The following is a 23,647-nucleotide window of genomic DNA, read 5'->3' on the forward strand; positions in this document are numbered from 1 at the left end:
AATAAATAATTAAAAGCGGGTTGATTTGATTTTATTATATATTTTTTATACATCAAATTCAGTGATAAACTTGTGTGATATAAGCTCTATAAAACTATGTGGAATCCCTCTGAACTATCCAAATCATTTCCTTACAGCGTGCTATCAACATCATAATCGACTCCTTTCAATTCTATATAGTTAAACGATTAAAGGTGAGTGTAGTACTTGCTTCTACGATCTCGAATTTCATCAATAACTTGTTTATATTGTCTTTCTTGTTTTAATTCATTTTGAGATATTGTTTCTTTTTGAATCGTAATCGTTAAAAAGAAAAGGTGAAACTTCATATGTGAATTCCTCCTTTCGAATTGGAATTACAGATGACTACAGTAATGACTTTGTCTTTCTTTTACAGAATTCATAGCCTGATTAATTTGTCGTTCATGAAGCATTTCAGACTCGGAAAATTTATTTTTTTGAATGGTAATGGTTAAAAAGAATACTTTAAATTTCATAAATTAATTACCCCTTTATAAGTGATTTAGAAAAGACGAGTGTAATAAGAAGATTGACGCTCTTTTACTTCGTCCATAATATTTTGAATGTGTTGTTCACGTAAAATCTCTTTCTGTGAGAGCTTACGTTTTTGAATAGTGATTGTTAAAAAGAATGCTTTAAATTTCATGAATATATTACCCCTTTAAAATATATTTTTAATACATTTGAGTGTAGTATGAACTTTTAATGTCAGTTATTTTATCAGTCAGTTGTTTTAACTGTTGTTTACGATTGATTTCAGTTTCAGATAAAGTATTTTTTTGAAGTGCAGTCGTAAAAAAGAAAATATGAAAAGTCATAAATGAATTCCTCCTTTCGAAAAGGAATTACAGGTGATCACAGTAAAGTGCTTGGCGCTCCTTAACATCATTCATAGCTTTTTCAATTTGCTCATTATGAAGAATTTCATCTTTGGAAATTGTATTTCTTTGAATCGTAATACTTAAAAACAATACGCTAATAGTCATTGAATGTTGCTCCTTTCTTAGAAAAATAATGTAAGAGACTAAAAAATCGCGCAAAAAAACCACAGGAAGATACAGTTCTCCTATGGCTGGGCGTGAAAAAGCCACAGGAAAGTATACGACCTCCTGTGGCGAATTTATGAATTAAATGAAATAAAGTACGATTTTCAATTCTCCATTAGGGTGGTCGAATTCATATTTAATTGTCCAGAAAACACAGGTGCAGTTAACGCTAAAGTTAATGCATGTAATTGTAATTTCATCATTTCCTTCGACCTCCTTTTAGAATTTTTTTCTTACGTTAGTAAGTATATACAATTAATGGATAATTGTAAACATAAAAAATGAAAATTTTTAATTTTGATTAAAATGCGTATATTTAAAAAGGGATTTGAAAGTAAATATTGTAATTAACGAAATATCAATAAAAATGGGGGATGCTAAATGAAATATATGCATCATAACATGATCGTTATGCTAACAATTTTTTTATTCATTGCGGCTTGTTCTAACGGAGAAAGAATAAAAGATATATATGATGTTAGGTCAGATGATTTTAAGAAATATACTGGGACATACGTTGGTAATAATTCAGATGTGGTTGCAATTGTTAATCATTTACCCGGTGGTGGAACAGTTCAAAGTATAAGTTTAGAAAAGTTTGGCGGGAAAATAATAATCATGCTATATGAAAACTTCTCATTTGAGAAGTTTTTTTATTTTTATAGGTAAGCAAAACAAGTTGTTGAAGGGCAGGCTATCATAGAATATGATACATATTATAATGAGGAAAAGTTGAGGGGATAAAAATGCGTACAATTTTACTTTTTCTAAACAACATGTCCATCGATAAAATAGAGAACATTAGACATAAACATGATCCTTTAGTTGGATTAATTCCACCGCATATAACAATCGTATTCCCATTTGAAAGTTCGATTTCAAATGATGAGCTGAAATTACATATTATAAATGTATCAAAACCGATACAGAATATAGAAATTGAATTTACGAATCAAATTACAAGTGAAAGAGAATATTTGTTTTTACGAGTTGAAAAGGGGAAAGAACAAATAGAGGAACTACATAATATTCTATATACAGGACCTTTATTACAATTTTTGAAAGAAGACATTCCGTACATCCCGCATGTAACAGTCGGAAGAAAAGAAAGTGCCGAATTAGCTGCTGAAGTAGTGAAGGAGATTCCTAGTTTTCATGGGAAGTTAAATTGTTTGATTGATAGAATAAGCGTGGAGCGAATTGGAGAGAACGGGGAATCAATTATTGAATTTGAAGTGCCATTTCTAAAAAGCTGACAAAAGTCAGCTTTTTATTTCGTAGCATGAAGTAATGCACCAATTGCACCGCTATTACCACCATCTTGTAAAAAGATTGGTGTTTTATTTTGATATTCGGTGTAGCTACTAATAATATGTTGAAGTTGTACGTTATTACATAAAGTCGAACCAATATAAATAATATGTTCAATGTTTTTTGTTTCAGCGAATTGAAGGCTTAATGCAGTAACGACTTCACCGACAAGTCCTTGTACAGTAGCTAGTATATCGGAGCTACTATTATTTGATTCTGTAATGGCTGCTTTTCCGAAGTTACTAGCAGTTAAGTTATTATCGATAGGGGAAAGAATACCACCATAAATATCTCCAACCGTAATATCTAGTTCTTTTCTAGATCCTACTTTTGTTAGAGGTATTATATCTTCAAAATAATCTATATTTGTTAACAATTTTGAGAGTCCCATAATAGTCCCACCGCCAACTCCGGTTCCACCAGCGCGAATATATTGTTCATTATAAACATAATGGATAGAAGTACCTGTACCGATATTGGTTAAAATAAAATTGTTTATAGTATGTTGTTCTTCTTTTAATATGAATTGGACACCTGCAAGAGTAGCTTCAAATTCGCTTAGCTCTATTATTTTATATGAACCTGTAAGCAGTTGTTGCTGTAATAGTTTCGATTTACCACCCGTAATACATATTTGTTTTATGCCATTGTTGTTTTTAATCCAATCTATTATTTTATGTTGTTCATGCGAATAAAATTTTTCAAAAGTTAATAGCTTTTTTTGTTAAAATAAGCTATTTTCGTTAATGTGCCTCCAGCATCGATACCGATAGTACGTTCCATTTTCCTGCTCCTAACTACGTAATATATTTTCCTATTTACTTAATTGGTTGAGAATAGATATTTCCAACTGATATAAGGAACATTTTAATCTGCTTGATATATTAATAGTTTTTCTATAGTTGCAATAGGCTGGTCGTTTACAGTTGCAATACCTTTACCAAGAACAAAACCTCGGCGATTGCGCGTTAGCTCATAATGTAAATCAAGTTTATCACCGGAATATGCTTTTCCGTGGAATTCAATTCCATCTAAAGAGGAGAGGAATCCTAGTCTTTCAGAATCACTTGTATGTACAAATGCACTAAGCTGAGCAAGTGCTTCTACAATTAACATATGAGGCATATGTTTGTGACTATCATTTATAAACCATTCGTTATTTGTAATGAGTTTATATCCTGTAACGAATTCATCTTGTTTTACATTTGTTACTTTATCAATCATTAAAAATGGATAACGATGGGGAAGTGTGTCTTTAATATGCATATGAAAGTACCTCCAATTAATAATACCCCTGCTAAAGTTAAGCAGGGGAGTCGGAATTAATTTTTAACTAATTCATTTACTTTTTCAAGGACGAAAATGCCGCTATTTCTAATGTTTTCAACAACTTGTTGCAACACTTCTTTATCTTGAACGAGTGCAATACGTACGAAGCCTTCTCCGTGTGGTCCAAATGCATGACCAGGTGTAACAACGACATTCGCACGATCCATTAATGCATAAGCGAAGTCTAGAGAAGTCCACCCTTGTGGAATTTCTGCCCAGACAAACATACTACCAGCTGGCTTATCGACATTCCAGCCAAATGTTCGGAATCCATCGACTAAAGTATCTCTCCGTTCTTGATAAATATTGCGGTTTTTCTCACAAAATGCAGCGCCATTTCTTAGTGCTGCAGATGCCGCTTTTTGAATTGGTAAAAATACACCGTAATCGGTATTAGATTTAAATTGAGTAAGTGCACGAACAATTTCTTCGTTTCCAATCATATATCCAATACGGCTACCCGCTAAACTATAACTTTTTGACAAAGAATTGATTTCTACACCAACTTCTTTAGCACCAGGTACAGAGAGGAAGCTAATTGGCTTATTACCATCGAAATAAAATTCAGCATAAGCAAAATCATGGACAACGATAATATTATGCTTTTTCGCGAATGCGATTACTTCTTTAAAGAAATCTTCATGAGCCATTGCTGGAACGGGATTCCCTGGGAAGTTTAAAATCATCATCTTTGCTTGATCGGCAATTTCTTCAGGGATGACTTCTAAGTCTGGTAAGAAATCATTCTCTTTCTTTAAAGGCATGTAGTAAGATGTTGCACCAGCCATTTGAATACCTGTTTCATAAGCTGTATATCCTGGATCAGGAACTAATATAATATCACCTGGATTTGCATAAACCATAGGTAAATGAACGAGCCCGTCTTGTGAACCCATTAATAATAAAACTTCTTTATCCGCATTTAATAAAACGTTATGAGTGTTGTTGTAATATTCAGTTACAGCTTCGTGAAATTCTTGAATACCTGATAATGTATACCCGTAGCTCTCTTTCTCACTCGCTGTATGTACCATTGTTTCTCTTACAAAATCAGCGGGCGGCATATCAGGATTTCCGATGCTCAAATCAATCATGTTATGACCTGCTGCAATTTTTTCTTTTTTATAGGCTCCTAATTCACTAAATATAGAAGATTGGAATGCTTTCATTCTAGTTGCTAACGTGTAAGTCATCAAAACCCCTCCTAAAACAGTGCTTTCATTCTGCGTTTTTAATTATTCTGAAAACACATGTTTATATTTTATCATTTTTTTATGAAAATTAAAACGATTGACAAATTTAGAGGAAGGATTAGCCTATTTTGAAAAGTATCGATGTAAATAGCGTAGATGTGTTAATTGAAATGTCTATTATAGGATTCATTTTATATAACTTAAGGTATTTTCTAGTTTTTATTAAGTATATTTCTCATGTTTTGAATGAAAAAGAATACGAAAACAAGGGCTATTTTTGTGGCCGATTTCTAAAGTGAAATAACGCAGAAAATATTTTCTGCGTCTCCTCTGAAATGTAATCATTTCTTTTTATATGTGCATAATTTTTCGGCTGTCAAAAAGTATACATTTAATGTACCGTCGGCAACTTTTAAAGTTTGGTCCGATGTAAATGAATTACCATAATCAATGTGATATACATTAGAATTTTTGACAAATGAGCCTTTATATAAATCGTCTTTATTCTTTGTTGTCTGCATTTCTACTAAATTTTGCACAATTTCCTCTTTATTTTCTTTTTTGACAACTGTTTCAAATTTATAATATACAGGGCATTCACCTTTTTTATTGTCAACGACTTCCCAAGAACCGTATATATCGTTATTGCTGCATCCACTAAGTAGGATGATTAGTATAGGAATTGTAAGTAGAACCTTTTTCATTTTGTGCTCCTTTCTTTTAAATTTGAATAAACGTGCGAATACGATAGGGATATTATAATAAATAAAGTTTAAATTTTTTTAAAGAATTATTTAATTTCATATAAAAATTTAAGAGAAATTAAATAAGCATGAATCTAGTGTAAAGTCAGATTCATGCTAGTACTATAGCCTATGTTATGTCTTTTTTGAGGATAAATAAAGAGGAAAGCAGAATCACTATTCCATTTAATATATATACGCTTGCGATCATAAAGGATAACGTACCTGCGCCAAATCCTGCTTTATCGAATATAGAAGCAAATGTTGCGATAGTCAAAAAAATAATGGGAGTCAGTAGTAAAAATATGAAACCTGCCACGATTCTTTTTTTAAAACTATGTCCAGATAAGGAAATGGCTAAAAAGTTTAGGATGCTAAACAGAGCAATTGCAAAGAGCAGGACAATAAATACTTCGATGCCATCAGACATTTTACCACTCCTTTTATAAAGAGTACTTTTTATAATCTATTCGAAATAAAAGGGGGATACTCCTTTAGGTAATTTCAATAAACGTAATAAATAGGCGTATTATAACACAAAGAAGTATGGATTCAATATTAGACCCATACTTCTTTGTTTATTTTATAAATTTGCAGATTGCGAATGCTGTTTTTCATAATGTTTCTGCTTAGAAAGGGAAATAGAAATAATCAATAATGAAACGACTCCAAAGATGAGAACCATATATTGTAACCCAATTGTATCTAAGAAGAAGCCTGTGCCAAGTAAGACGATTTGGAACATAACCCTCTCAAACATATTACGGAATGAGAAGAGGCGACCGTGATAACTTTTTTCCACTTTCGTTTGGAAAATCGTCGACATAATAGGGAAGAAGCAGCCAACACTAAACCCAAACAAACCAAATGATGTAAGAGCCATCCATTTTATATCGCTAAAGAACAATGACAGATGTGCAAAAGCAGTACAAACTGCGAAGAAATATAGTAATTTTTCAGGTTTGAAATGATCAGATAGACGTTTAATTACGAAGGCACCTAACATAAATGCGACACCTTCAATTGTATATATGAACCCTTTAATCGTAGGATCATGTTGCATTTCGCTAATGTTAATAACCATTAAATTAAACCCAGCTATAAATAATAGAGGGATGATACTTAATATAAGTGCTGTAAAAGCAATAGGAATTCCTTTTAAAATACGAAATACTTCCATAAAGCTATTATCTTTTGCAGCTTGTTTACTTGGTGTTGTTGATTTCTTGTCTTCGAATTGTAGGAAGAAAGTCGAGAGGAATAATAAGGCGTATGCTGCCATTGAGAAGGCATACATGTACTGTAAACTCATCACAACTAAAAGAATTCCACCTAGTGAAGTGCCTGCAATACGAGCAATTGTACCAATATTCATATGTACACCGTTCATTTGTAATAACTCATGCTCACGTACGATGAGTGGAATTACAGATTGTAATGCAGGGAAATAAAATGCTGCTGAAATTTGAAGAGCAACCATAAATGCGATCATAAATGCGATACTTTCAAATTGAATAGCAAAAAACATGAAAATAACACTTAAAACTCGACCAAACCCAGCGTAAAGAAGAACTTTTTTCTTTTCATACTGATCGATGACACGGCCAGCCATAGGTCCAACTAGAACACCGGCTAATAGTCCGATAAATAATATAACTGATTTCATGAAATCAGAAGGGACATATTTTTGCATAAATTCAAGGTTGCCAAGAATACCAAGCCATAATCCTAGACCTGCAATAAACTCCCCAATTAAAACAATCCAAACGTTTTTATTACGCCACATAACATTAAAACCTCTCCGTCTTTTAAAATGAAAAACTCGTATATAAAACCTCCTTATTTATGTATTCTTTTCATACGAACTTTTTTAGAGTCAGAGTCTATATTACGTGTTTCATAATTGGATTTCAATCTTTTTGATTGGTCAAAAATTTGATGTGTTAATTGATGAAATAAGTGAATCAAAACGTAAAAAAATTATGATTAAAGCTAATAGAAAGTAAGGATACATATAAAAAAGCAAGAACGTATAACTACGCCTCGCTTTTCTCAAGTACAAAATTAAATATTAGATTCACTTAGCAACATTTACGCTCTTGTCCAATAGCTAAAGCGCTAAAAGATAGTGGGCCAACAACTTCTGCGCTTGCACCACTAGTAAGGTTTTCTACAGTTAATGAATATTCGTGTGTTCCACTGCTAACGTTTTGATCTATAGCTTGAAATGTTTGTACGTAGAATTGTTCAGAATCTGTAGATTCAATACCTACTTGCGCATTAAAAATTTCAATGTTATCACGGAAAATTCGGAATAAAACTTGTGAAGTCTCAGTTATACCTTCTACACCAATTGTAGCGATTAATTCTACTCGATTATTACGTGAATCTCTACTTGAAATTCTCAATTTCAAATTTGCTAAAATTGCTTTATTTGGAGAAGCTGGGATTGCAAAAGTTATTTCACCAGTTTTACTAATAGGTTGAGTAGCTTGGTAATCAATGATATGAGTCATATTCTTCACCTCCTCATATACTAGAATATGAAAATAGTGAAGAATTAGCTTGGACAAATACTAGATTATTTAATAGAGTCAACAACAATTATTGAAAAGAAGAAATTCACATAAAAGCACTAAGAATATATCACAATAAGATGATATGCTTCTTAATGCTTTTTGTAATTAAGCAGAGTATTCTTCTTTACGTACTTCAAAAAATTCATTACGTCGTAAGTAATTATAAATTTTCTCTGAAACCTCTTCTTCTTCAGACACCAAGAAACGATGATCAAAAGCGTAGAAAGATTGACCTTTAATTAATTTTACGTAATACATATTAAACGCCTCCTGACACTAGATTATTACTTGCTTCATATTTATGATGGCCTATATGTCTGCTAAAAATACTTGAAGTTTCAAAGGGGATAAGCAGAGGGATGAAAGAGCTTACAATTCTGTAAGGTTTATGTCACCTTTTTCGATAGTTTACATTCGCTAATTTCTTCTATACTACAAATAAGTTACATAAAATAAGGGGGTAAAAAGATGGATGAAGTAATTGGAGAAGTTGTAGCAGGTATTTGTGAGTTTGTAGTGGAAGTAACAGCGGATGCTATAGGAAATTTAGTTTCCGGAAATGATGAGGAAAAAGAAACATTATAATAATTTGTAAAAGAATAAAGTTGATCGAATTATAAAGGCTGATTTCTAAAGGGGATTCAGCTTTTTTATTTTTTACATTATATTAACTTAATTTGAATATTCATTTGTTATCATATTTAAGAAGCCTATATAAGGAGGTGAATAAACAAATATGTCGAATTCAGGGCCTGATTTATCTGTTTCTCGTTTGATTGTGGTAAATATAGAGGAAAAAGAATATCATTTTATTGTTCGTGAACATCCGATTGTAGGGAAATTTATATCGCTATTTGAAAATGGAAAAGAATATGGTTTAATAGATAAACAAATCGCTAATAAAGATAAATTTATTACATCGGAGCTTACTAAGTTAGATTATTTTAATATAGATGTTTTATATCTTACACCTGGGTGGATATGGATTGGTATGGATCAATTTGGTTTACATGCTCGTGAGGCTACTTATAACGAAGTAGATGTTATTATGAAGTTGAAAGAGGATTTATATTATATAGATATATATGAAGAAATAAAAATGTAGTAAATATTTAGTCAGGTTAGGGGGCAAGTTCCCGTAGCCTTTTTTTGTTTAATGAAATAACGTATAATCATATTATTTTGATTATACGGGAACGTGATGAGAAGTGAGATGAAAAGAGGATTTGAAAATACATGAAGAGAATTGTAATAATTATATGAGTCGTATATGTAAATAACAATAGAAAGAAGATGATAATATGAGTAAAGAAGAGCTTGTGAAAAAACAGTTTGGCAGTAATGCAGATAAATATGTAAATAGTAAAATACATGCTAAAGGACTGGATTTACAATATGTAGTTCAACAAGTTGAGTCTCGTCATAATAATCGTCTTCTTGATGTTGCTACTGGTGGCGGACATGTGGCAAATATGTTAGCACCCATGTTTGAAGAAGTAGTTGCACTTGATTTAACAGAACAGATGTTAGAAAAAGCAAAAGTTTTTATAAAGCAGAATGGGCATGAAAATGTATCTTTTGTAGCAGGAAACGCAGAGGATTTACCATTTGCAGACCATTTTTTTGATACAATCACATGCCGGATTGCAGCCCATCATTTTACGAATCCGGCTCAATTTATTTATGAAGTAAATCGTACATTGAAGGATAATGGATTATTCATCTTAACAGATAATGTTTCGCCAGAAAATAATGAATATGATACATTTTATAATTTTATAGAAAAAAAGCGAGACCCAAGTCATGAACGAGCTCTAAAAAAGACAGAATGGCTTACTTTATTAGAAAAAAACGGTTTGCAAATGCAGTCATGTCTTACTTTTGATAAGAAGTTTGATTTTGACTGGTGGTGTAATATGATGGATGTCCCTTTACAAAAGCGTGAAAAATTAACAGAATGTATGATGAAAGCACCAAACGAAATGAAGGGATATTTTAATATTCAATTTAAAAATAATAAAGTAGAATCGTTCTATACTGAAATGGCTATGTTTATATGTAAAAAAAGTACAACGTTAAAAAGATAAATGTGTTGCAGTCTTTCTGAAGTACGATATACTTAGTACAGAGAAACTGAGAATTGAGGAATAGTTATAATGATTCGTGTACGCATTGAAGGTTCTGAGGAAGAAATGCTTGAATTTATGGGGAAAATGCCAGACATTCCTGGATTTGAAAAGACACATATGAGAGAGCCGAGAAAAGGAAATAACCCGAAATACGATTCAAGTAAAAATGTACTTGCATATTTGTCTTATAAAAAGATTGAAGTCGCCAATAAATAGGCGACTTTTTTAGTTTGCGCTGTTTCACCGCCTTGTCTTTTTCACATAATAATAATAGTAGATTATGCTTAAGAGGGGTGAGAATAGTTAATAAGAAAATTATCTTTTTTGGAGATTTTGGTATTGATGACGCCGTAGCGTTAATTTATGCAAATAAAACATGTAAATTAGATATTCTAGGTATTGTTGCTGAGTACGGGAATGTATCACGAGATATCGTTACGGAAAATGTTTATTTTTTAGAAAGGTACTATGCTACACAAGTGAAAATTATTGAAGGTGCGAGTAGACCGATGACAGCTGAAGAGCCTTTGTTTTTCCCTGAAATCCACGGGGATCACGGTTTAGGTCCTATTATTCCACCTGAGATGAGAATTTGTAAACGAGAAAATTTTTGTGAATTAATCAAATTAATCGAACCTTGTCCAGAAGATATTATAATTGTGGCGACAGGGAGACTAACGACGCTTGCTACGTTATTTTTATTGTATCCAAATATAATGGATCGTATTTGTTCGTATTATATAATGGGCGGCGCTTTCCTATTTCCAGGTAATGTTACACCAGTATCTGAAGCGAATTTTTATGGTGATCCAATTGCAGCAAATATTGTTATGAAATATGCGAAAAACGCTAGCATATACCCGTTAAATGTAACACAGGGCGCGCTTATTACGCCTGAAATGGCCAATATAATAGATAAACAAGGAACTGGACAGGCGAAACTCATTAAACCAATGATTGATTTTTATTATGAGAATTTCTATAAAAAAGAATATCCGGGTATTGGTGGAAGTCCTATACACGATTTACTACCGTTTATCTCGTTTATAAATGACAGTATTTTCGAATATAAAAAATCGGCAGTGTGGATTAGTACGACAAATGATGTGACTAGGGGCCAAAGTGTAGCAGACTTTAGAAAAATAGCTGAGCCAACAAGGTTTGATGATCGGCCGATTCAAAGAATTGCTGTTGGTTTTAACTATGCAGCTTTTAAAGAAGAGTTTATGCGAACAATATTGAAGCCAGATTGTTCTTAATGTGTGTAATAACAAGTCGGATAAATCGTTAGTTCAAAAAAAGGTTTAATCTGTGTGTATTATTCTCAAAAATCTTAAAGTTGAACAACATGAATAACTTATGAAAAATGTCACATAACTAATGGTAAGCAATTGTTTCTAATTATATTTTGATTGGTGAAATGTAAAGGAGGTTATTATATGATTTGGTCTTTAATCGTCGGTGGTATATTAGGATGGCTTGCGAGCTTAATTACTGGAAAGGACGTACCTGGTGGTGTAATTGGTAATATTATTGCTGGTATTATCGGTTCTTGGGTTGGTTCGAAATTACTTGGTAGTTTTGGTCCAGTCATTGGCGGATATGCAATTATTCCAGCTTTAATCGGTGCGATTATTTTAATTTTCATCGTAAGCTTCTTATTACGAGCAATGCGAAAATGAATGTAAGGACTGTTTACATTTGTAAGCAGTCCTTTTTATATGTTATGCTAGTATTATACAATCAGGAGGTGTCAGCATTGAAATCATTTACAGTAAATTTCCATCAAGAAGATAATGCAAAAGCGACAACAGTACATAAATTAAGTGAAGAGGACTTCAATAAAGCAACTGAAAAAGGTACTCGTCATTTATTTGATTTAGATACAAACGTTGGCTTCTTCGTATTCTTTGATGCAGAAGATGCAGAAGGAAATGATCAATACTTAATGTTACAATATGAAGGGGATCATGAAGAACCAACTGCATGCTACGGATTTGATTTAAAACTATACTATCAATTTTTAGCACTATACTTAAACGATCTTGAATTCCAAGGCGAAACAGATGAGGAAGAGGAAGAATACGGTCCAATTCATCATTTAGCGCATTTACTTTATCATATTGTTGAAGATGGTAAATCAATCGAAGTGTAATATACATATTTGAAGCTGCTCTTTTTGGGCAGCTTTTTTATATGACATTGAAATGGTGTACTGTAAGCTAAATAAGGTGAAATTTTAATCAGTGGGGGTTTTGTTCATTCCCACTGATTATCAGCCCTCACCAATTTAGCTTTTACGGGCAGCAGGGCCCCCACCTAACTGCTTTGTTTCCGCTGAATTTTGAGGTGGGGATCTTACTGCCCGGCAAATAGCGGGATAAATTAATAATAGAAATTTATTTATTACTTTCATGTTAGCGTCTTAAAACACCTGTTATAATGATTGTAATTAAATTCTTGGAGGCTAATTCTATGCTTGTAGATGTAAAAGCTTTTATTAAAGCTGCAGGTTTAACATGTATTTCATCATTAAGTGGAGATAACACGTTTGCTTATAATTTTGAAACAGTAAAAAACACTATCGCTACATTTTTTAAGAAGCTAAGATTTACCGTTTAATTTCATTTCAACCAGTAGGAAAAGAGTAATCACTTCCTACTGGTTTTTTTGTTTCAAGGAGCTGTTGTGACAGTATAGATAGAGGATATTATCATTGAGAAGAGAAGGTTTAAAGAAGGAGATGAATACGATGATTAACAATATAATTCCAAGTTTTTTAAAATTATGGGAAAGTGACGATTTAGAATTAGAAGTCCTTAATTAATACTATACTTCGCATCCGGTTGATTATCGAAATGAATAAAATACAATAGGGGGTAAAAATGATGAAGGTATATTTGAAAATAGTTATGTTATTTCTTACTTTTACATGCACATTTGCATTAGCAGCATGTAAAGGGACAGACGAAAAAAAGGAAGCAAATCCAGCCTCGGAAAATAATAAAAATGAACAAAGCAATTCTTCAGAAGAAAAGAAAAATCTTGAAGCAAAACCAAGTAATGAAAAAACAATAAAACCATCAGCTGAGCAAGATTCGAAAGATAGAACACTTAATCAAAAATCAATTAACCACGTTAAAGATTTGTTTGAACTAGCAAAAGAAGGAAAGGTACCTAATGTGCCATTTGGAGCCCATACAGGGGATATTGAAGAAATTGAAAAAGCGTGGGGGAAAGCAAATAAAACCGAATATGCAGGGAATGGAATGTACGCAACTTTTACAAATAAAAATGTTGTTTTCGGATTTAATAAAGGGTCACAAGTTTTTGATGTACGCTCATATCATGCAGAACTAAAATTGATTACATTACAAGAAATTGAAAAAGCATTAGGAAAACCATCTTCAGTTAAAGAGAATGGTGAAGATAAAATATATGTATACAAAGTAAATAACCAGTATGAATTGAAATTTGTCATTCCAAAATCGACTGGTAAGGTCGATCATATTTCCGTATTTTCGCCAGAGGATAGTATTAATAAAATGGCAGGATAAGAAATTAAGTGATTTCAAAAACACCTCACTTTCTTGAAGTGAGGTGTTTTTAGTTGTAAACAAGGAACGTCTCCTGTCATATAAAACATACTTTCATATGCAAAATACTTCACTTTTGTTTTTTAATATTCATCCAATAAGAAATATTGATCTACTGAAAAAGTAGTAACCTATAAATTATGTGTAGGATGGTTCACGATTTTTTTACGTTCCAAACTTTGAACAAATAGCGCTTGAACAATACCTCCAACTAATAAGAAGCTAGCACAAATATAAAACAGTATACTTCCATTTAACTTACTTAATATAACTGCACCAATAATTGGTCCACACGTTCGAGATATATCCCAGTGTATACCATAAATTGAAAAATATAAACCACGTTTATCATGAGGTGCAATTTCTGAAACGAATCGTAATAAATGGTTTAGAGCAATACTTTCTCCAATGACTAAAAAGAGTAAGGTGAAGAATAACGACAATATCGTCGTTGAATAACTAAAGCCAACTGCAGCTATTGTATAGCAGGCGTAAGAAATAAGGATGATTTTCGCCATAGAAAATCGTTCAGACCATTTTACGAGGAAGATTTGTAGAATGATTTCCAAAATGGCTTTGCATGTTGAAATAAATGCGAGTATGAATACGAGATTAGGAAATACATGTTCTGCAAAAATACGATAATTCGTCTCAGTTTGTGCATAAAAAAAGCTAATAGGAAGTGTAGAAACCATAAGACCGAATATGGCGTAATGTTTAAAAGCAAATTGCTTTGGTGAACTTGCCTCAACTGTTTGTTTCGACTTACTTATAGGTGGAACAGTTTCTGGGAGCTGGGTCCAAACAACAACGGCATATATCGTAAGAGTTACACTTTGCACGATAAATAAATATTCTGGGTGAGTATTATAAAAATTTGCACCGATTAAAGGGCCGACTACGGATCCGATTGCTCCCATCGTTTGTAGGAGAGCAAAAATTTCTGCTTGCTGCTCTTGTTTTGTTAAATCAGCAATTTGTGCACGTTGAGCTGGAATATATAAGGAACGGCCAATACCATTAATGACATATAACAGTGCAAATATAAAAACGGATTGAGCGAAAACGAAACTACCGATTGCAACACCTTGTAGTAATAATCCGAGTAACATAATCTTTTTTCGGCCATATTTATCAGTAATTCCTCCAGCAATAAGTGTAAATAAAATGTCTGAAAGTGGCTGTAATCCGAAAATTAGCATAGTTATTATTACATTGCCGTTTAACATTTTATTGACGTAAATAATCATAATGAGAGCTAACATAGATTCAGTCGTTCGGGTTAATAATTCACCACACAATCTAATAAAAATAGGTTTATTGTAACGAAGTAAGAGATAATTCAATATTAATTCCTCCTTTCTATATTGAAATGATAAGATGAAAGGAGAGTTGGAAAAAGGGTAGAAACTATAGGGAGGATTTTTCACCTTTTAGGGGGAGTATGATGTTTATTTTAGATCAATACATTGAACTATGGATTGCTTATGGAAAAGGAAAAAAAGAGGGAGAACGATTGGAAGTAACAGTGCAAAATATATCTGGTACATTATTTTGTACAGAGCGCAATAGTAAATTAATTATAAAAAAATTAGATGAGTTAAATTGGATTAAGTGGTTTCCAGGTCGCGGCAGAGGAAATCGGTCTAAGTTAATATTTCAAAAGCACCCGATATCTTTAATTTTAGATAGAGGAAAAGAAATAACGAAAAAAGGGGATGTGAAAAGCGGAAGTATATTTGTGGAACGCTATAGCTCACATTTTCCATCGGTAAAGGGAGAATATCATTCCTGGGTGGATTCAATATTTGGTCATAAGGTTGAAATGACATCTGAAGGGAGAAGAGATGTACTCCGGTTGCAAGTACAAATGAATTTAGATATCACATTAGATCCTGTATACGCTACAATGCGCTCAGAATGCCATATGGTAAAACATATATTCGACACACTCGTGTATGTAGACGGTAATACAAACATTATAGAGCCAAGACTTGCATTTCACTGGGAATATAATGACGCTGAAAAAATATGGACGTTTTACTTACGAAAAGGAGTTCACTTTCATAATGGAAAACAACTTACTGCACATGATGTTATATACTCGTTGAATCGATTTATGAAGCTGGAAAATAATGCACACGCATGGATGTTACAACACGTTGAAAGTATCCGTTCAGTGGATGACTACGTTTTCGAAATTCAATTACATACAGAAAATCGAATGTTTTTACATATGCTAAGTGCAGAACAGTGTTCTATCGTGAATGAAGATGAAGCAGGAGGGTTAATTGGAACAGGGCCTTTTCAATTATATAAAAGTAATGAAAATCTGTTCATTTTAGAAGGACATCCTTTATATTTTCGTGAAAGACCTTTTTTAGATCGTATTGAGTTGTGGAATGTAGAACAAGGTGTAAGTACATACGATGTTTTAGTAAAGGCGCAGTATAAAGATAAAGAAAAACATAATAAAGAATTGTCTCGGCTTGAGTCGAACGTGACATATATAACATGTAATCTTACGAAAGAAGGACCAATGCAAGATGCGTTATTTCGGAAAGCGTTATATAACATCATTCATGGTTATACAATCGTTCAAGAACTCGGCGGAGAACGTGGAGAAGTGGCAAAGAAACTAATATTAGCAAATGAAAGCATAGTAGATATTGACGAAGATATCGAAAGTTTAATTAAAAGGAGTACTTATCATAGTGAAGTGCTACAACTCTACACATTTACAGGACGAGATCATGTTGAAGATGCACAATGGATACAAAAAGAGTGTGCGAAGTACGGGATTCGTGTAGAAAATAATTTTCTTGAGATAGAAGAGCTATTGGAAGTAAGTACGATACAAAAGGCCGATATGATGCATGATAGTGCCACAATAAGTGAACGAATAGAAGATAGTTTATTATATATGTTTCTTACAAAAAATAGTTTTATTCATGGACAAAGCAGCATGGACTTTCATGAAAAGTTGTCTCCTTATTTTAGACAAGAAGAATTAGAGAAAAGAGTTACACTGTTACGCGATATCGAGGATACTTTGTTACGTCAAATTCATATTATTCCTTTATATCGTAATAAACAAGAGGTAAGTACACATGAAAAAGTTCAAAATATAATGATTAATTCACAAGGTTGGATTGATTTTTATAATATTTGGTTTAAATCTTGATATATAAGGGCTTTTGCACATTTTCATAAGATGTGTAAGAGCCTTTTTGTATGTGAGAATAGGTTTGTTTTACACATTGTTACGCTACTTGTGATAAAAGTCTATTTACAGCGTAACAGTGTTATGTTACATTGTTATCAGGAAGGAGTGTTATACAGTTGAGTACAGATTTAATTTCAAAAAAAGATTTATTAGAACTAACTGGTATTTCATACGGACAGTTATATAGGTGGAAAAGAAAAAATTTAATTCCGGAAGATTGGTTTGTACGAAAATCAACGTTTACAGGTCAAGAGACATTTTTTCCGAAAGAAAAGATATTAGAGCGTATCGATAAAATCCAAACGATGAAAGAGGATTTATCACTTGATGAACTAGCTAACATGTTTTCACCGAGTGTGAGAGAAATTCTTTTAACAAAGGAAGACATTTTATGCAAGGGAATTGCATCAGAACCAGTTTTACAATTTTTCATAGAACAAACGAATAAAACAGCAGAGTTTCAATTTGTAGACATTCTTTATGTGTACATGTTAGAAGAATTACTACAATCAGGAGAGATTAGTTTAGAAGAAGGAAAAATGGTCTTGCAAGTTTTACGTGAAAATTATGAAGCAATGAAACATAAAACTTGTGACTTAATCATCGTCCGAAAGTTAGGGATTTCTACATGTTTATTAGTTTCAAACGTGGACGATTTAATTTTTGAAAAAGGCACCAAAATCGTTTTACGCGAAGCGATTATGAAATATACCGAAGCATTAAAAACTAAATTGTTGTAGTGGAGGAGAAAGTATGCGTACAGATAATTTGATTATAAATGGTTACGGTTCATCGAATGGCGGCGAGTTTCATAAAGTGCAATTAAACGGAAAAGGAACTGTGAATGGAAATGTTGAATGTGAGCAATTTGAATGTAACGGTTACGGTGCAGTTACTGGTGATTTGAAAAGTAGCAGTGCACGAATTAGCGGATCTGGTAAAGTTGATGGTACAGTTCATGCTGAAACGATGCGAATTGATGGAAAAGCAACAATTACGCAAAATGTAAAAGCAAACAGTTTGAAAATTGCAGGAAAAGGTACGATAGGTGGAAATGTCACTGGTGAAGAATTTAAAGTCAATGGTCAAGCTACAATTGACGGTAATTGTGAAGTGGATACTTTTTCTTCAGAAGGACAATTTACAATTGGTGGTTTATTAAGCGCAGATGAAATTAATATAAATATTCACGGTACATGTCGAGCGAAAGAAATTGGTGGTCAAACGATTAAAGTAAGACATAGATCAGGTACATTTAGTAGGTTATTTAAAACAGTGTTTGGCTTGCAGTTAGAAGCTGAACTATTAGAAGGTGACAATATCGATATTGATTATGCTCATATAAGAACGGTAAGAGGAAACAATGTTACAGTAGGAGCAAACTGTGAGATTGAACTGATTGAATATACCGGTGTTCTTACTGTTGATAAAAATGCAAATGTAAAAGAAATTAAGCAGGTTTAACGGAAGGGAGAAATCAGTATGGAACATCCACATAGTCTCACAGTAAATGGTTCTGGTAATTCAGCAGGCGGAGATTATAATAAAGTGAAGATTCGCGGTGAAGGAACAATTACCAATGATATGAGTTGCAATGAGTTTAAAACGTACGGAACGAGTGATGTACACGGTAATGTGAAAGTGAAAAACTATGTCGTGTATGGAGATAACGAAGTACAAGGAAATGTAGATGCGGAATATGTAAAAATATATGGTAATACACAAATTCATGGTGATGCTCATATTGAAAAAACAAAAGTTAGAGGTATGATAGATATTGAAGGAAAGTTTTCAGGTGATTTCGTAGATGTAAAAGGTGCTTTAAATGTAAAGGGAGATATTGAAGTAGAAGATTTATCATTAACTGGTGGTCTTGAAAGTGATGGATTACTTAATGCTGAAAATATTCAAATCTCACTTCGTTATGAAGGCAGTAAGGTAAGAGAAATTGGTGGTAAAAAGATTACTGTTCGTAAAAAAGCGAGATTTATTCCTTTTACTAGTCATGCTGGAAACCTCCAAACTTCGATTGTTGAAGGAGATGATATCTATTTAGAACATACGATTGCTGAAGTTGTAAGAGGCAACAACGTCACAATTGGTCCTGGATGTGAAATTAGTGTTGTAGAATATCATACTAGTTTTAATCAAAAAGGTAATGCAGTCGTAAAAGAACATAAACAAATATAAGTAGTATGAGGGAGAGCAAGAGATATGGTTGAGAAGAATAATAAGCTCGGCTTTGTTGTGGCGGGCTTATTGCTAGGTATTTTAATGGCATCGATGGATAATACCATTGTCGTAACGGCGATGGGAACAATCGTTGGTGACTTAGGAGGCCTCGAAAACTTTGTATGGGTCGTTTCTGCCTATATGGTCGCAGAAATGGCAGGCATGCCGATTTTCGGTAAGCTATCAGATATGTATGGTAGAAAGAGATTCTTTATTTTCGGTTTAATTGTCTTTATGATTGGTTCGGCACTTTGTGGTACTGCTGAAAATATTACACAGTTAGGTATTTATCGTGCCATTCAAGGTATTGGCGGCGGGGCATTAGTGCCAATCGCGTTTACTATCGTTTTTGATATTTTCCCACCTGAAAAACGCGGGAAAATGGGTGGTTTATTCGGAGCGGTATTTGGATTATCTAGTATTTTCGGGCCATTACTTGGCGCATATATTACCGATTACATTAGCTGGCACTGGGTATTTTATATTAACTTACCACTTGGCATTTTAGCACTTATTTTTATTACATTCTTTTATAAAGAATCACGCGTTCATAGAAAGCAAAAAATTGATTGGTTTGGCGCAATTACTTTAGTTGGTGCAGTAATTTGTTTAATGTTTGCTTTAGAACTAGGTGGACAAAAATATGATTGGGATTCTAGCTTTATTTTAAGCTTATTTGGTGGATTCGCCATTTTAATCATCGCATTCATTTTTATTGAACGAAAAGTAGAAGAACCAATTATTTCATTTGAGATGTTTAAGCAGCGCTTATTCGGAATGAGTACAATTATTGCTTTATGTTACGGTGCTGCATTTATGTCAGCAACTGTGTACATTCCGTTATTTATTCAAGGTGTATACGGTGGTACCGCAACAAACTCAGGATTATTACTTTTACCGATGATGTTAGGATCAGTCGTAACAGCGCAGTTAGGCGGATTTTTAACAACTAAACTTAGCTACCGAAACATTATGATTATTTCTGCGGTTATTATGCTAATTGGACTATTCTTATTAAGCACGTTAACACCAGAAACAAGTCGTGCATTATTAACAGTTTATATGATTATTATCGGATTTGGAGTCGGTTTCTCATTCTCTGTACTAAGTATGGCAGCTATTCACAACTTCGGTATGGAACAGCGCGGGTCTGCGACTTCAACGAGTAACTTCATTCGTTCGTTAGGAATGACACTAGGCATTACAATCTTCGGAATGATCCAAAGAACAGGTTTCCAAGATCAATTAGAAGAAGCATTTAAAGGGATGAGCGGGGGAATGAATACAAACGCTTTAGGGGATTCAAGAGCTATTCTATCAGAATCGGCAAGATCTCAAATCCCTCCGCAAATATTAGATAAGATTATTGACGCTCTTTCTAGTTCAATTGTTCAAACATTCATGTGGGCATTGGTACCAGCTGGATTAGCATTCATATTCATTTTCTTTATGGGAAATGAGCGCATGGTAATTAAGAAACAACAAACGAATAAAAAGAGTGAAACATCAAAAGCGTAATGAAAAAGCTCCTTTCTAATTGGAAAGGAGCTTTTTCGTATGTACGGTGTTAGATTAGCCTTCGATAATTTCGTATTCTTCGTCTGCAAGTAATAAAATTTGCGTTTTCTTGCCTTTGTTTTGAACTTCGATTACATCGTATGCGCCTAAGTCTCTTACTTTGCTTTGAGAAGCGTTAACCATAACTTCAATAGAATCAATTAAGATATCTTCTTCAATATATGATTCAGGCAATGCCATATCTTCAGTATCTAATACACACGCATATAGATTTTGTAAATTTTCAGCAGTTGGGTTTTGTTCCTCAACATCAATGATGTTTTTTACTGCTTCCATATTTTCCTCTTTTGCTTGGTATACTTTAATTTTAGCCATTGTTTTAATCTCCTTTATAACGTAATCGTAGAGGCTACACCTTATTATAACGTTTTTTTCATGAAAGATGAAATTGTTATATGTATTTATAGTAAAAATTATGTTTCCTTACTCAAAAATGGTGTGATTTCCATATAAATGTACGATTAGGTAACGATATTGCTACGTTAACGTTATATTGTCCAAGCTTTTCTTATTTTCTTCTCATATATATGTAGTAGCAATTCTATATAGAGAAGGGATGGAGTGTAAGTGGGGTGTGAACCGAAACGTGATTGTGGGTGTTGCCAAAATAGTATATGTGAGTTTTTACAGAGTCTAGAACCGTATACAAAAGTTGAAAGTATCATAATAGCAGGAAACGAAATTGCTGTATCTTATTTTCTTTCATTTAATAAGAAAACAGGTATCGTATCATTCGTACAAGAAGACAATGAGGTTATATTTGTCGATTGTTCAAAGATTGATGCAATTCGAATAGGGAAAGTATGTAGTTGCAAAACAAAAGTTAAATATATTGAAGAGGACTTTAGCTTGCTAGGAAATGTTTGCCCGCATTGTTTAACAGAGGGGAGTACAATCTTTTTCGATTTTAACAATCCTGAATTAAATGTGTCTTTCCAAGCAACAACAATTAATCCACCTAGATGTACTGAATTTACAGATGATCTCGGGAATGTAGTAAAGCAAATTACTATAGTAGGTGAGGCGAGAGTTTCTAGAGATTTTGTTCAAGTACCTGAACTGGTAGGTTTTCGATTACTTTTATCACATCCAGCTGGAGACCCTTTAAACTACGGATTATTATTTATTAATTTTCCTGATACGATTTTTATTTTTATATTGGCATCAAGCGGATACCTTTCCATTTCGAACTGTTTAAAAATAGAGGGCGGAACTGGTGATGCCGAAATAGAAGAGATGAAAAAAATGATAGAGGATGACGTTAACACGTACAAATCAGTTGTTAAATTGACTAAAGTATATAAGAACGGTGAGACGGAATCTTTTATTTATAAAAATGAGTTATAACACATGTATTTAAATGCACCCTCAAACTATTGTTGAGGGTTGTTACATAATTAATTATGTTGGTCCTTCAAACCGTTTGTTAACGGGTAAGAAATATATTTATTGTTGACTTATTTTATATGTTGATCATTTCATAGTTAGTAGATGTTATAATCATTTTATGTTTACTGATATTTTATAAATATTCGAAGTTTTAATTTAATAGTCAATTGCTTTTATGATGAACAGGTGGGTATGTATATGAATACGAATTATGGAGCGCTCATGAAAATGTTAAGAGTAGTTGATTCTAAAGAAGGCGGGAATGTAAATGATATATGAAGCGAATATACATACAAGAAAAAAACTAGTTTCTATGTTTGAGGATTTCAATAACGTTGTTTTACTTTCTTATTTACAAGGGCATATGGGTACTGCTTGGGTAAATGATCTTGAAAATCCAAAAGTAGCACAAGTTACGGTAGGGATTTTTACATTTTACGCTGGAGACCCAAATACGAAAGAAACAGAAGAGTTATTACGTAATATTCCAGAAAGAATTTTAGTTATCGTAAATAGTGAAGAGTGGAAACAACGCTTAGAAACATTCCATGAAAGAAAAATAGATAAGTTTTTACGTTATAAATTCAAACGAAATCCAGAAGTTTTTAATCGTTCAAAATTAAAATCTTTTATATCAGCACTTCCAAAAGAATATGAGTTAAGAAGAATAGACGAGCATATCGCAAATAGCCCTACATTACATAAGATATCTGAAGATTTCACAAGTCAATTTCATTCGGTAGAAGATTATATAAACCGTGGTATAGGTTATAGCATTTTATATAACGGAGAAGTTGTATGCGGTGCATCCTCGTATAGTATTTATAATGATGGGATTGAAATTGAAGTTGCGACTGATCACAATCATAGAAGAGAGGGCTTGGCAACTGTAGTAAGTGCAGCTCTTATATTGGATTGCTTAGAAAATGGAAAGTATCCAAACTGGGACGCAGCGAATACTACATCTGCTAAACTAGCAGAAAAGTTAGGATATGAATTTGATAAGGCATATGATACTTATTTTGTGGATAATAGATGAGTGAAGGAGTTACATACTAAAAAATAAATGCGCCCTAGTACGTAAGTCTAGGGCGCATTTATTAGTTGGTAAATATCTTCATAACAATCATATCATATTTTATCTTTTGAATGTTTGGAATTAAAGATATTTATGTGACTTTTTGAAAAAATAAAAGAGCAGCTAGCAAAAGCCAACTGCTCCTCTCTCAGGAGGAATGGAGAAATACAATCATATTATCTATAGTATTGACAGAA

Annotated in this window: 30 protein-coding genes and 2 pseudogenes; 17 read left to right on the forward strand and 15 right to left on the reverse strand. The window is 32.9% G+C overall.

Features of this window, described 5'->3' with window-relative positions; genetic code table 11:
* Positions 1-188: 188 nt before the first annotated feature.
* The 5 genes from MR168_RS01165 to MR168_RS01185 are packed head-to-tail and all read right to left on the reverse strand — an operon-like array spanning position 189 to position 1,007.
* Positions 189-329, reverse strand: coding sequence for a YrzI family small protein (locus MR168_RS01165; protein ID WP_000668497.1), 141 nt, complete (start codon positions 327-329; stop codon positions 189-191).
* Between the two features lie 27 nt (positions 330-356).
* Positions 357-497 carry a YrzI family small protein gene (locus tag MR168_RS01170; RefSeq protein WP_000669806.1) on the reverse strand — a complete coding sequence of 47 codons (141 nt, stop codon included), beginning with the start codon at positions 495-497 and terminating at the stop codon, positions 357-359.
* Between the two features lie 26 nt (positions 498-523).
* Entirely contained in the window at positions 524-667 is a 144-nt protein-coding gene (locus tag MR168_RS01175) for a YrzI family small protein (RefSeq protein ID WP_000668963.1), read from the reverse strand.
* 28 nt (positions 668-695) lie between these two features.
* A complete protein-coding gene (locus MR168_RS01180; protein ID WP_000142708.1) occupies positions 696-839 on the reverse strand; it encodes a YrzI family small protein in 144 nt (47 codons plus the stop codon).
* A gap of 27 nt (positions 840-866) precedes the next feature.
* Positions 867-1,007 carry a YrzI family small protein gene (locus MR168_RS01185; RefSeq protein WP_000156193.1) on the reverse strand — a complete coding sequence of 47 codons (141 nt, stop codon included), beginning with the start codon at positions 1,005-1,007 and terminating at the stop codon, positions 867-869.
* A 441-nt stretch (positions 1,008-1,448) separates the two neighbouring features.
* Here MR168_RS01185 and MR168_RS01190 point away from each other — a divergent pair.
* Together MR168_RS01190 and MR168_RS01195 are read left to right on the forward strand one after the other, a co-directional pair.
* A pseudogene (locus MR168_RS01190) lies at positions 1,449-1,679 on the forward strand (DUF4825 domain-containing protein); the annotation flags it as partial.
* Positions 1,680-1,813: 134 nt separating this feature from the next.
* The gene (locus MR168_RS01195; RefSeq protein ID WP_001259210.1) at positions 1,814-2,323 is read left to right on the forward strand and encodes a 2'-5' RNA ligase family protein; all 510 of its coding nucleotides are present in this window, start codon (positions 1,814-1,816) and stop codon (positions 2,321-2,323) included.
* Positions 2,324-2,337: 14 nt separating this feature from the next.
* On the opposite strand, the pseudogene coaW reads toward MR168_RS01195, so the two are convergent.
* The 8 genes and pseudogenes from coaW to MR168_RS01235 form a co-directional block, all read right to left on the reverse strand.
* Positions 2,338-3,161, reverse strand: a pseudogene (coaW, locus tag MR168_RS01200) (type II pantothenate kinase).
* An 84-nt stretch (positions 3,162-3,245) separates the two neighbouring features.
* Positions 3,246-3,644 (reverse strand): 3-hydroxyacyl-ACP dehydratase FabZ family protein, encoded by a 399-nt coding sequence (locus MR168_RS01205; RefSeq protein ID WP_086411661.1) that lies wholly within the window; start codon positions 3,642-3,644, stop codon positions 3,246-3,248.
* 56 nt (positions 3,645-3,700) lie between these two features.
* Positions 3,701-4,900 carry an LL-diaminopimelate aminotransferase gene (locus MR168_RS01210; RefSeq protein ID WP_000222697.1) on the reverse strand — a complete coding sequence of 400 codons (1,200 nt, stop codon included), beginning with the start codon at positions 4,898-4,900 and terminating at the stop codon, positions 3,701-3,703.
* A gap of 341 nt (positions 4,901-5,241) precedes the next feature.
* Positions 5,242-5,604: a hypothetical protein gene (locus tag MR168_RS01215; protein ID WP_000757017.1), complete on the reverse strand. Its 363-nt coding sequence runs from the start codon at positions 5,602-5,604 to the stop codon at positions 5,242-5,244.
* A gap of 169 nt (positions 5,605-5,773) precedes the next feature.
* On the reverse strand, positions 5,774-6,073 hold the full coding sequence (locus MR168_RS01220) for a hypothetical protein (RefSeq protein WP_086411662.1): 300 nt from the start codon (positions 6,071-6,073) through the stop codon (positions 5,774-5,776).
* A 153-nt stretch (positions 6,074-6,226) separates the two neighbouring features.
* Complete coding sequence (locus MR168_RS01225) at positions 6,227-7,429, reverse strand: MFS transporter (protein ID WP_016122690.1); 1,203 nt, start codon at positions 7,427-7,429, stop codon at positions 6,227-6,229.
* A gap of 295 nt (positions 7,430-7,724) precedes the next feature.
* On the reverse strand, positions 7,725-8,159 hold the full coding sequence (exsC, locus tag MR168_RS01230; protein WP_086411663.1) for an exosporium protein ExsC: 435 nt from the start codon (positions 8,157-8,159) through the stop codon (positions 7,725-7,727).
* Between the two features lie 168 nt (positions 8,160-8,327).
* A complete protein-coding gene (locus MR168_RS01235; protein WP_000291905.1) occupies positions 8,328-8,480 on the reverse strand; it encodes a YqbF domain-containing protein in 153 nt (50 codons plus the stop codon).
* Between the two features lie 478 nt (positions 8,481-8,958).
* On the opposite strand from MR168_RS01235, the gene MR168_RS01240 reads away from it, so the two are divergent.
* The 8 genes from MR168_RS01240 (at position 8,959) to MR168_RS01275 (ending at position 13,908) form a co-directional block, all read left to right on the forward strand.
* Entirely contained in the window at positions 8,959-9,327 is a 369-nt protein-coding gene (locus MR168_RS01240; protein WP_000071478.1) for a hypothetical protein, read from the forward strand.
* Positions 9,328-9,523: 196 nt separating this feature from the next.
* Positions 9,524-10,309, forward strand: coding sequence for a class I SAM-dependent methyltransferase (locus tag MR168_RS01245; protein ID WP_000031301.1), 786 nt, complete (start codon positions 9,524-9,526; stop codon positions 10,307-10,309).
* Between the two features lie 69 nt (positions 10,310-10,378).
* Complete coding sequence (locus tag MR168_RS01250) at positions 10,379-10,567, forward strand: DUF3970 family protein (protein WP_000621873.1); 189 nt, start codon at positions 10,379-10,381, stop codon at positions 10,565-10,567.
* A 77-nt stretch (positions 10,568-10,644) separates the two neighbouring features.
* Positions 10,645-11,610, forward strand: a complete 966-nt coding sequence (locus MR168_RS01255; RefSeq protein ID WP_001223682.1) for a nucleoside hydrolase — start codon at positions 10,645-10,647, stop codon at positions 11,608-11,610.
* A 180-nt stretch (positions 11,611-11,790) separates the two neighbouring features.
* The gene (locus MR168_RS01260) at positions 11,791-12,033 is read left to right on the forward strand and encodes a GlsB/YeaQ/YmgE family stress response membrane protein (RefSeq protein WP_000638306.1); all 243 of its coding nucleotides are present in this window, start codon (positions 11,791-11,793) and stop codon (positions 12,031-12,033) included.
* Between the two features lie 77 nt (positions 12,034-12,110).
* On the forward strand, positions 12,111-12,506 hold the full coding sequence (locus tag MR168_RS01265; RefSeq protein ID WP_000834883.1) for a hypothetical protein: 396 nt from the start codon (positions 12,111-12,113) through the stop codon (positions 12,504-12,506).
* Positions 12,507-12,826: 320 nt separating this feature from the next.
* Complete coding sequence (locus MR168_RS01270) at positions 12,827-12,973, forward strand: hypothetical protein (RefSeq protein ID WP_000959548.1); 147 nt, start codon at positions 12,827-12,829, stop codon at positions 12,971-12,973.
* 263 nt (positions 12,974-13,236) lie between these two features.
* Positions 13,237-13,908 carry a YjgB family protein gene (locus MR168_RS01275; RefSeq protein WP_002204763.1) on the forward strand — a complete coding sequence of 224 codons (672 nt, stop codon included), beginning with the start codon at positions 13,237-13,239 and terminating at the stop codon, positions 13,906-13,908.
* A 170-nt stretch (positions 13,909-14,078) separates the two neighbouring features.
* Here MR168_RS01275 and MR168_RS01280 read toward each other — a convergent pair whose 3' ends face one another.
* The gene (locus tag MR168_RS01280) at positions 14,079-15,293 is read right to left on the reverse strand and encodes an MDR family MFS transporter (protein ID WP_086411664.1); all 1,215 of its coding nucleotides are present in this window, start codon (positions 15,291-15,293) and stop codon (positions 14,079-14,081) included.
* 101 nt (positions 15,294-15,394) lie between these two features.
* Here MR168_RS01280 and MR168_RS01285 point away from each other — a divergent pair, with 101 nt between their 5' ends.
* The 5 genes from MR168_RS01285 to MR168_RS01305 all read left to right on the forward strand — a co-directional run bounded on the left by MR168_RS01285 (position 15,395) and on the right by MR168_RS01305 (position 20,923).
* Positions 15,395-17,131 carry an ABC transporter substrate-binding protein gene (locus MR168_RS01285; protein ID WP_016122689.1) on the forward strand — a complete coding sequence of 579 codons (1,737 nt, stop codon included), beginning with the start codon at positions 15,395-15,397 and terminating at the stop codon, positions 17,129-17,131.
* A 158-nt stretch (positions 17,132-17,289) separates the two neighbouring features.
* Positions 17,290-17,913, forward strand: coding sequence for a YhbD family protein (locus MR168_RS01290; protein WP_000102241.1), 624 nt, complete (start codon positions 17,290-17,292; stop codon positions 17,911-17,913).
* A 13-nt stretch (positions 17,914-17,926) separates the two neighbouring features.
* Positions 17,927-18,637: a bactofilin family protein gene (locus tag MR168_RS01295; protein ID WP_001258384.1), complete on the forward strand. Its 711-nt coding sequence runs from the start codon at positions 17,927-17,929 to the stop codon at positions 18,635-18,637.
* 18 nt (positions 18,638-18,655) lie between these two features.
* On the forward strand, positions 18,656-19,363 hold the full coding sequence (locus MR168_RS01300) for a polymer-forming cytoskeletal protein (RefSeq protein ID WP_242291171.1): 708 nt from the start codon (positions 18,656-18,658) through the stop codon (positions 19,361-19,363).
* Positions 19,364-19,387: 24 nt separating this feature from the next.
* On the forward strand, positions 19,388-20,923 hold the full coding sequence (locus tag MR168_RS01305) for an MDR family MFS transporter (protein WP_000229612.1): 1,536 nt from the start codon (positions 19,388-19,390) through the stop codon (positions 20,921-20,923).
* Between the two features lie 54 nt (positions 20,924-20,977).
* Here MR168_RS01305 and MR168_RS01310 read toward each other — a convergent pair whose 3' ends face one another.
* Complete coding sequence (locus tag MR168_RS01310; RefSeq protein WP_001062733.1) at positions 20,978-21,298, reverse strand: hypothetical protein; 321 nt, start codon at positions 21,296-21,298, stop codon at positions 20,978-20,980.
* Between the two features lie 252 nt (positions 21,299-21,550).
* Between MR168_RS01310 and MR168_RS01315 the strand changes: the two genes are divergently transcribed.
* Together MR168_RS01315 and MR168_RS01320 are read left to right on the forward strand one after the other, a co-directional pair.
* On the forward strand, positions 21,551-22,330 hold the full coding sequence (locus MR168_RS01315; RefSeq protein WP_000501710.1) for a BC_2878 family exosporium-associated protein: 780 nt from the start codon (positions 21,551-21,553) through the stop codon (positions 22,328-22,330).
* A 310-nt stretch (positions 22,331-22,640) separates the two neighbouring features.
* Positions 22,641-23,411 (forward strand): GNAT family N-acetyltransferase, encoded by a 771-nt coding sequence (locus MR168_RS01320; protein ID WP_000638727.1) that lies wholly within the window; start codon positions 22,641-22,643, stop codon positions 23,409-23,411.
* Positions 23,412-23,647: the final 236 nt, after the last annotated feature.

It is taken from the genome of Bacillus cereus group sp. BfR-BA-01356, assembly GCF_022663635.1.
GTDB lineage: Bacteria > Bacillota > Bacilli > Bacillales > Bacillaceae_G > Bacillus_A > Bacillus_A cereus.

Bases quoted from the DNA above. Each gene is read 5' to 3' on its own strand.
- MR168_RS01310 (WP_001062733.1), bottom strand. From the start codon at position 21,298: ATGGCTAAAATTAAAGTATACCAAGCAAAAGAGGAAAATATGGAAGCA.
- MR168_RS01180 (WP_000142708.1), bottom strand. From the start codon at position 839: ATGACTTTTCATATTTTCTTTTTTACGACTGCACTTCAAAAAAATACT.
- exsC (WP_086411663.1), bottom strand. From the start codon at position 8,159: ATGACTCATATCATTGATTACCAAGCTACTCAACCTATTAGTAAAACT.
- MR168_RS01270 (WP_000959548.1), top strand. From the start codon at position 12,827: ATGCTTGTAGATGTAAAAGCTTTTATTAAAGCTGCAGGTTTAACATGT.
- MR168_RS01320 (WP_000638727.1), top strand. From the start codon at position 22,641: ATGATATATGAAGCGAATATACATACAAGAAAAAAACTAGTTTCTATG.
- MR168_RS01235 (WP_000291905.1), bottom strand. From the start codon at position 8,480: ATGTATTACGTAAAATTAATTAAAGGTCAATCTTTCTACGCTTTTGAT.
- MR168_RS01175 (WP_000668963.1), bottom strand. From the start codon at position 667: ATGAAATTTAAAGCATTCTTTTTAACAATCACTATTCAAAAACGTAAG.
- MR168_RS01210 (WP_000222697.1), bottom strand. From the start codon at position 4,900: ATGACTTACACGTTAGCAACTAGAATGAAAGCATTCCAATCTTCTATA.
- MR168_RS01185 (WP_000156193.1), bottom strand. From the start codon at position 1,007: ATGACTATTAGCGTATTGTTTTTAAGTATTACGATTCAAAGAAATACA.
- MR168_RS01250 (WP_000621873.1), top strand. From the start codon at position 10,379: ATGATTCGTGTACGCATTGAAGGTTCTGAGGAAGAAATGCTTGAATTT.
- MR168_RS01275 (WP_002204763.1), top strand. From the start codon at position 13,237: ATGATGAAGGTATATTTGAAAATAGTTATGTTATTTCTTACTTTTACA.
- MR168_RS01245 (WP_000031301.1), top strand. From the start codon at position 9,524: ATGAGTAAAGAAGAGCTTGTGAAAAAACAGTTTGGCAGTAATGCAGAT.
- MR168_RS01225 (WP_016122690.1), bottom strand. From the start codon at position 7,429: ATGTGGCGTAATAAAAACGTTTGGATTGTTTTAATTGGGGAGTTTATT.
- MR168_RS01295 (WP_001258384.1), top strand. From the start codon at position 17,927: ATGCGTACAGATAATTTGATTATAAATGGTTACGGTTCATCGAATGGC.
- MR168_RS01165 (WP_000668497.1), bottom strand. From the start codon at position 329: ATGAAGTTTCACCTTTTCTTTTTAACGATTACGATTCAAAAAGAAACA.
- MR168_RS01300 (WP_242291171.1), top strand. From the start codon at position 18,656: ATGGAACATCCACATAGTCTCACAGTAAATGGTTCTGGTAATTCAGCA.
- MR168_RS01170 (WP_000669806.1), bottom strand. From the start codon at position 497: ATGAAATTTAAAGTATTCTTTTTAACCATTACCATTCAAAAAAATAAA.
- MR168_RS01285 (WP_016122689.1), top strand. From the start codon at position 15,395: ATGTTTATTTTAGATCAATACATTGAACTATGGATTGCTTATGGAAAA.
- MR168_RS01195 (WP_001259210.1), top strand. From the start codon at position 1,814: ATGCGTACAATTTTACTTTTTCTAAACAACATGTCCATCGATAAAATA.
- MR168_RS01215 (WP_000757017.1), bottom strand. From the start codon at position 5,604: ATGAAAAAGGTTCTACTTACAATTCCTATACTAATCATCCTACTTAGT.
- MR168_RS01305 (WP_000229612.1), top strand. From the start codon at position 19,388: ATGGTTGAGAAGAATAATAAGCTCGGCTTTGTTGTGGCGGGCTTATTG.
- MR168_RS01260 (WP_000638306.1), top strand. From the start codon at position 11,791: ATGATTTGGTCTTTAATCGTCGGTGGTATATTAGGATGGCTTGCGAGC.
- MR168_RS01205 (WP_086411661.1), bottom strand. From the start codon at position 3,644: ATGCATATTAAAGACACACTTCCCCATCGTTATCCATTTTTAATGATT.
- MR168_RS01240 (WP_000071478.1), top strand. From the start codon at position 8,959: ATGTCGAATTCAGGGCCTGATTTATCTGTTTCTCGTTTGATTGTGGTA.
- MR168_RS01220 (WP_086411662.1), bottom strand. From the start codon at position 6,073: ATGTCTGATGGCATCGAAGTATTTATTGTCCTGCTCTTTGCAATTGCT.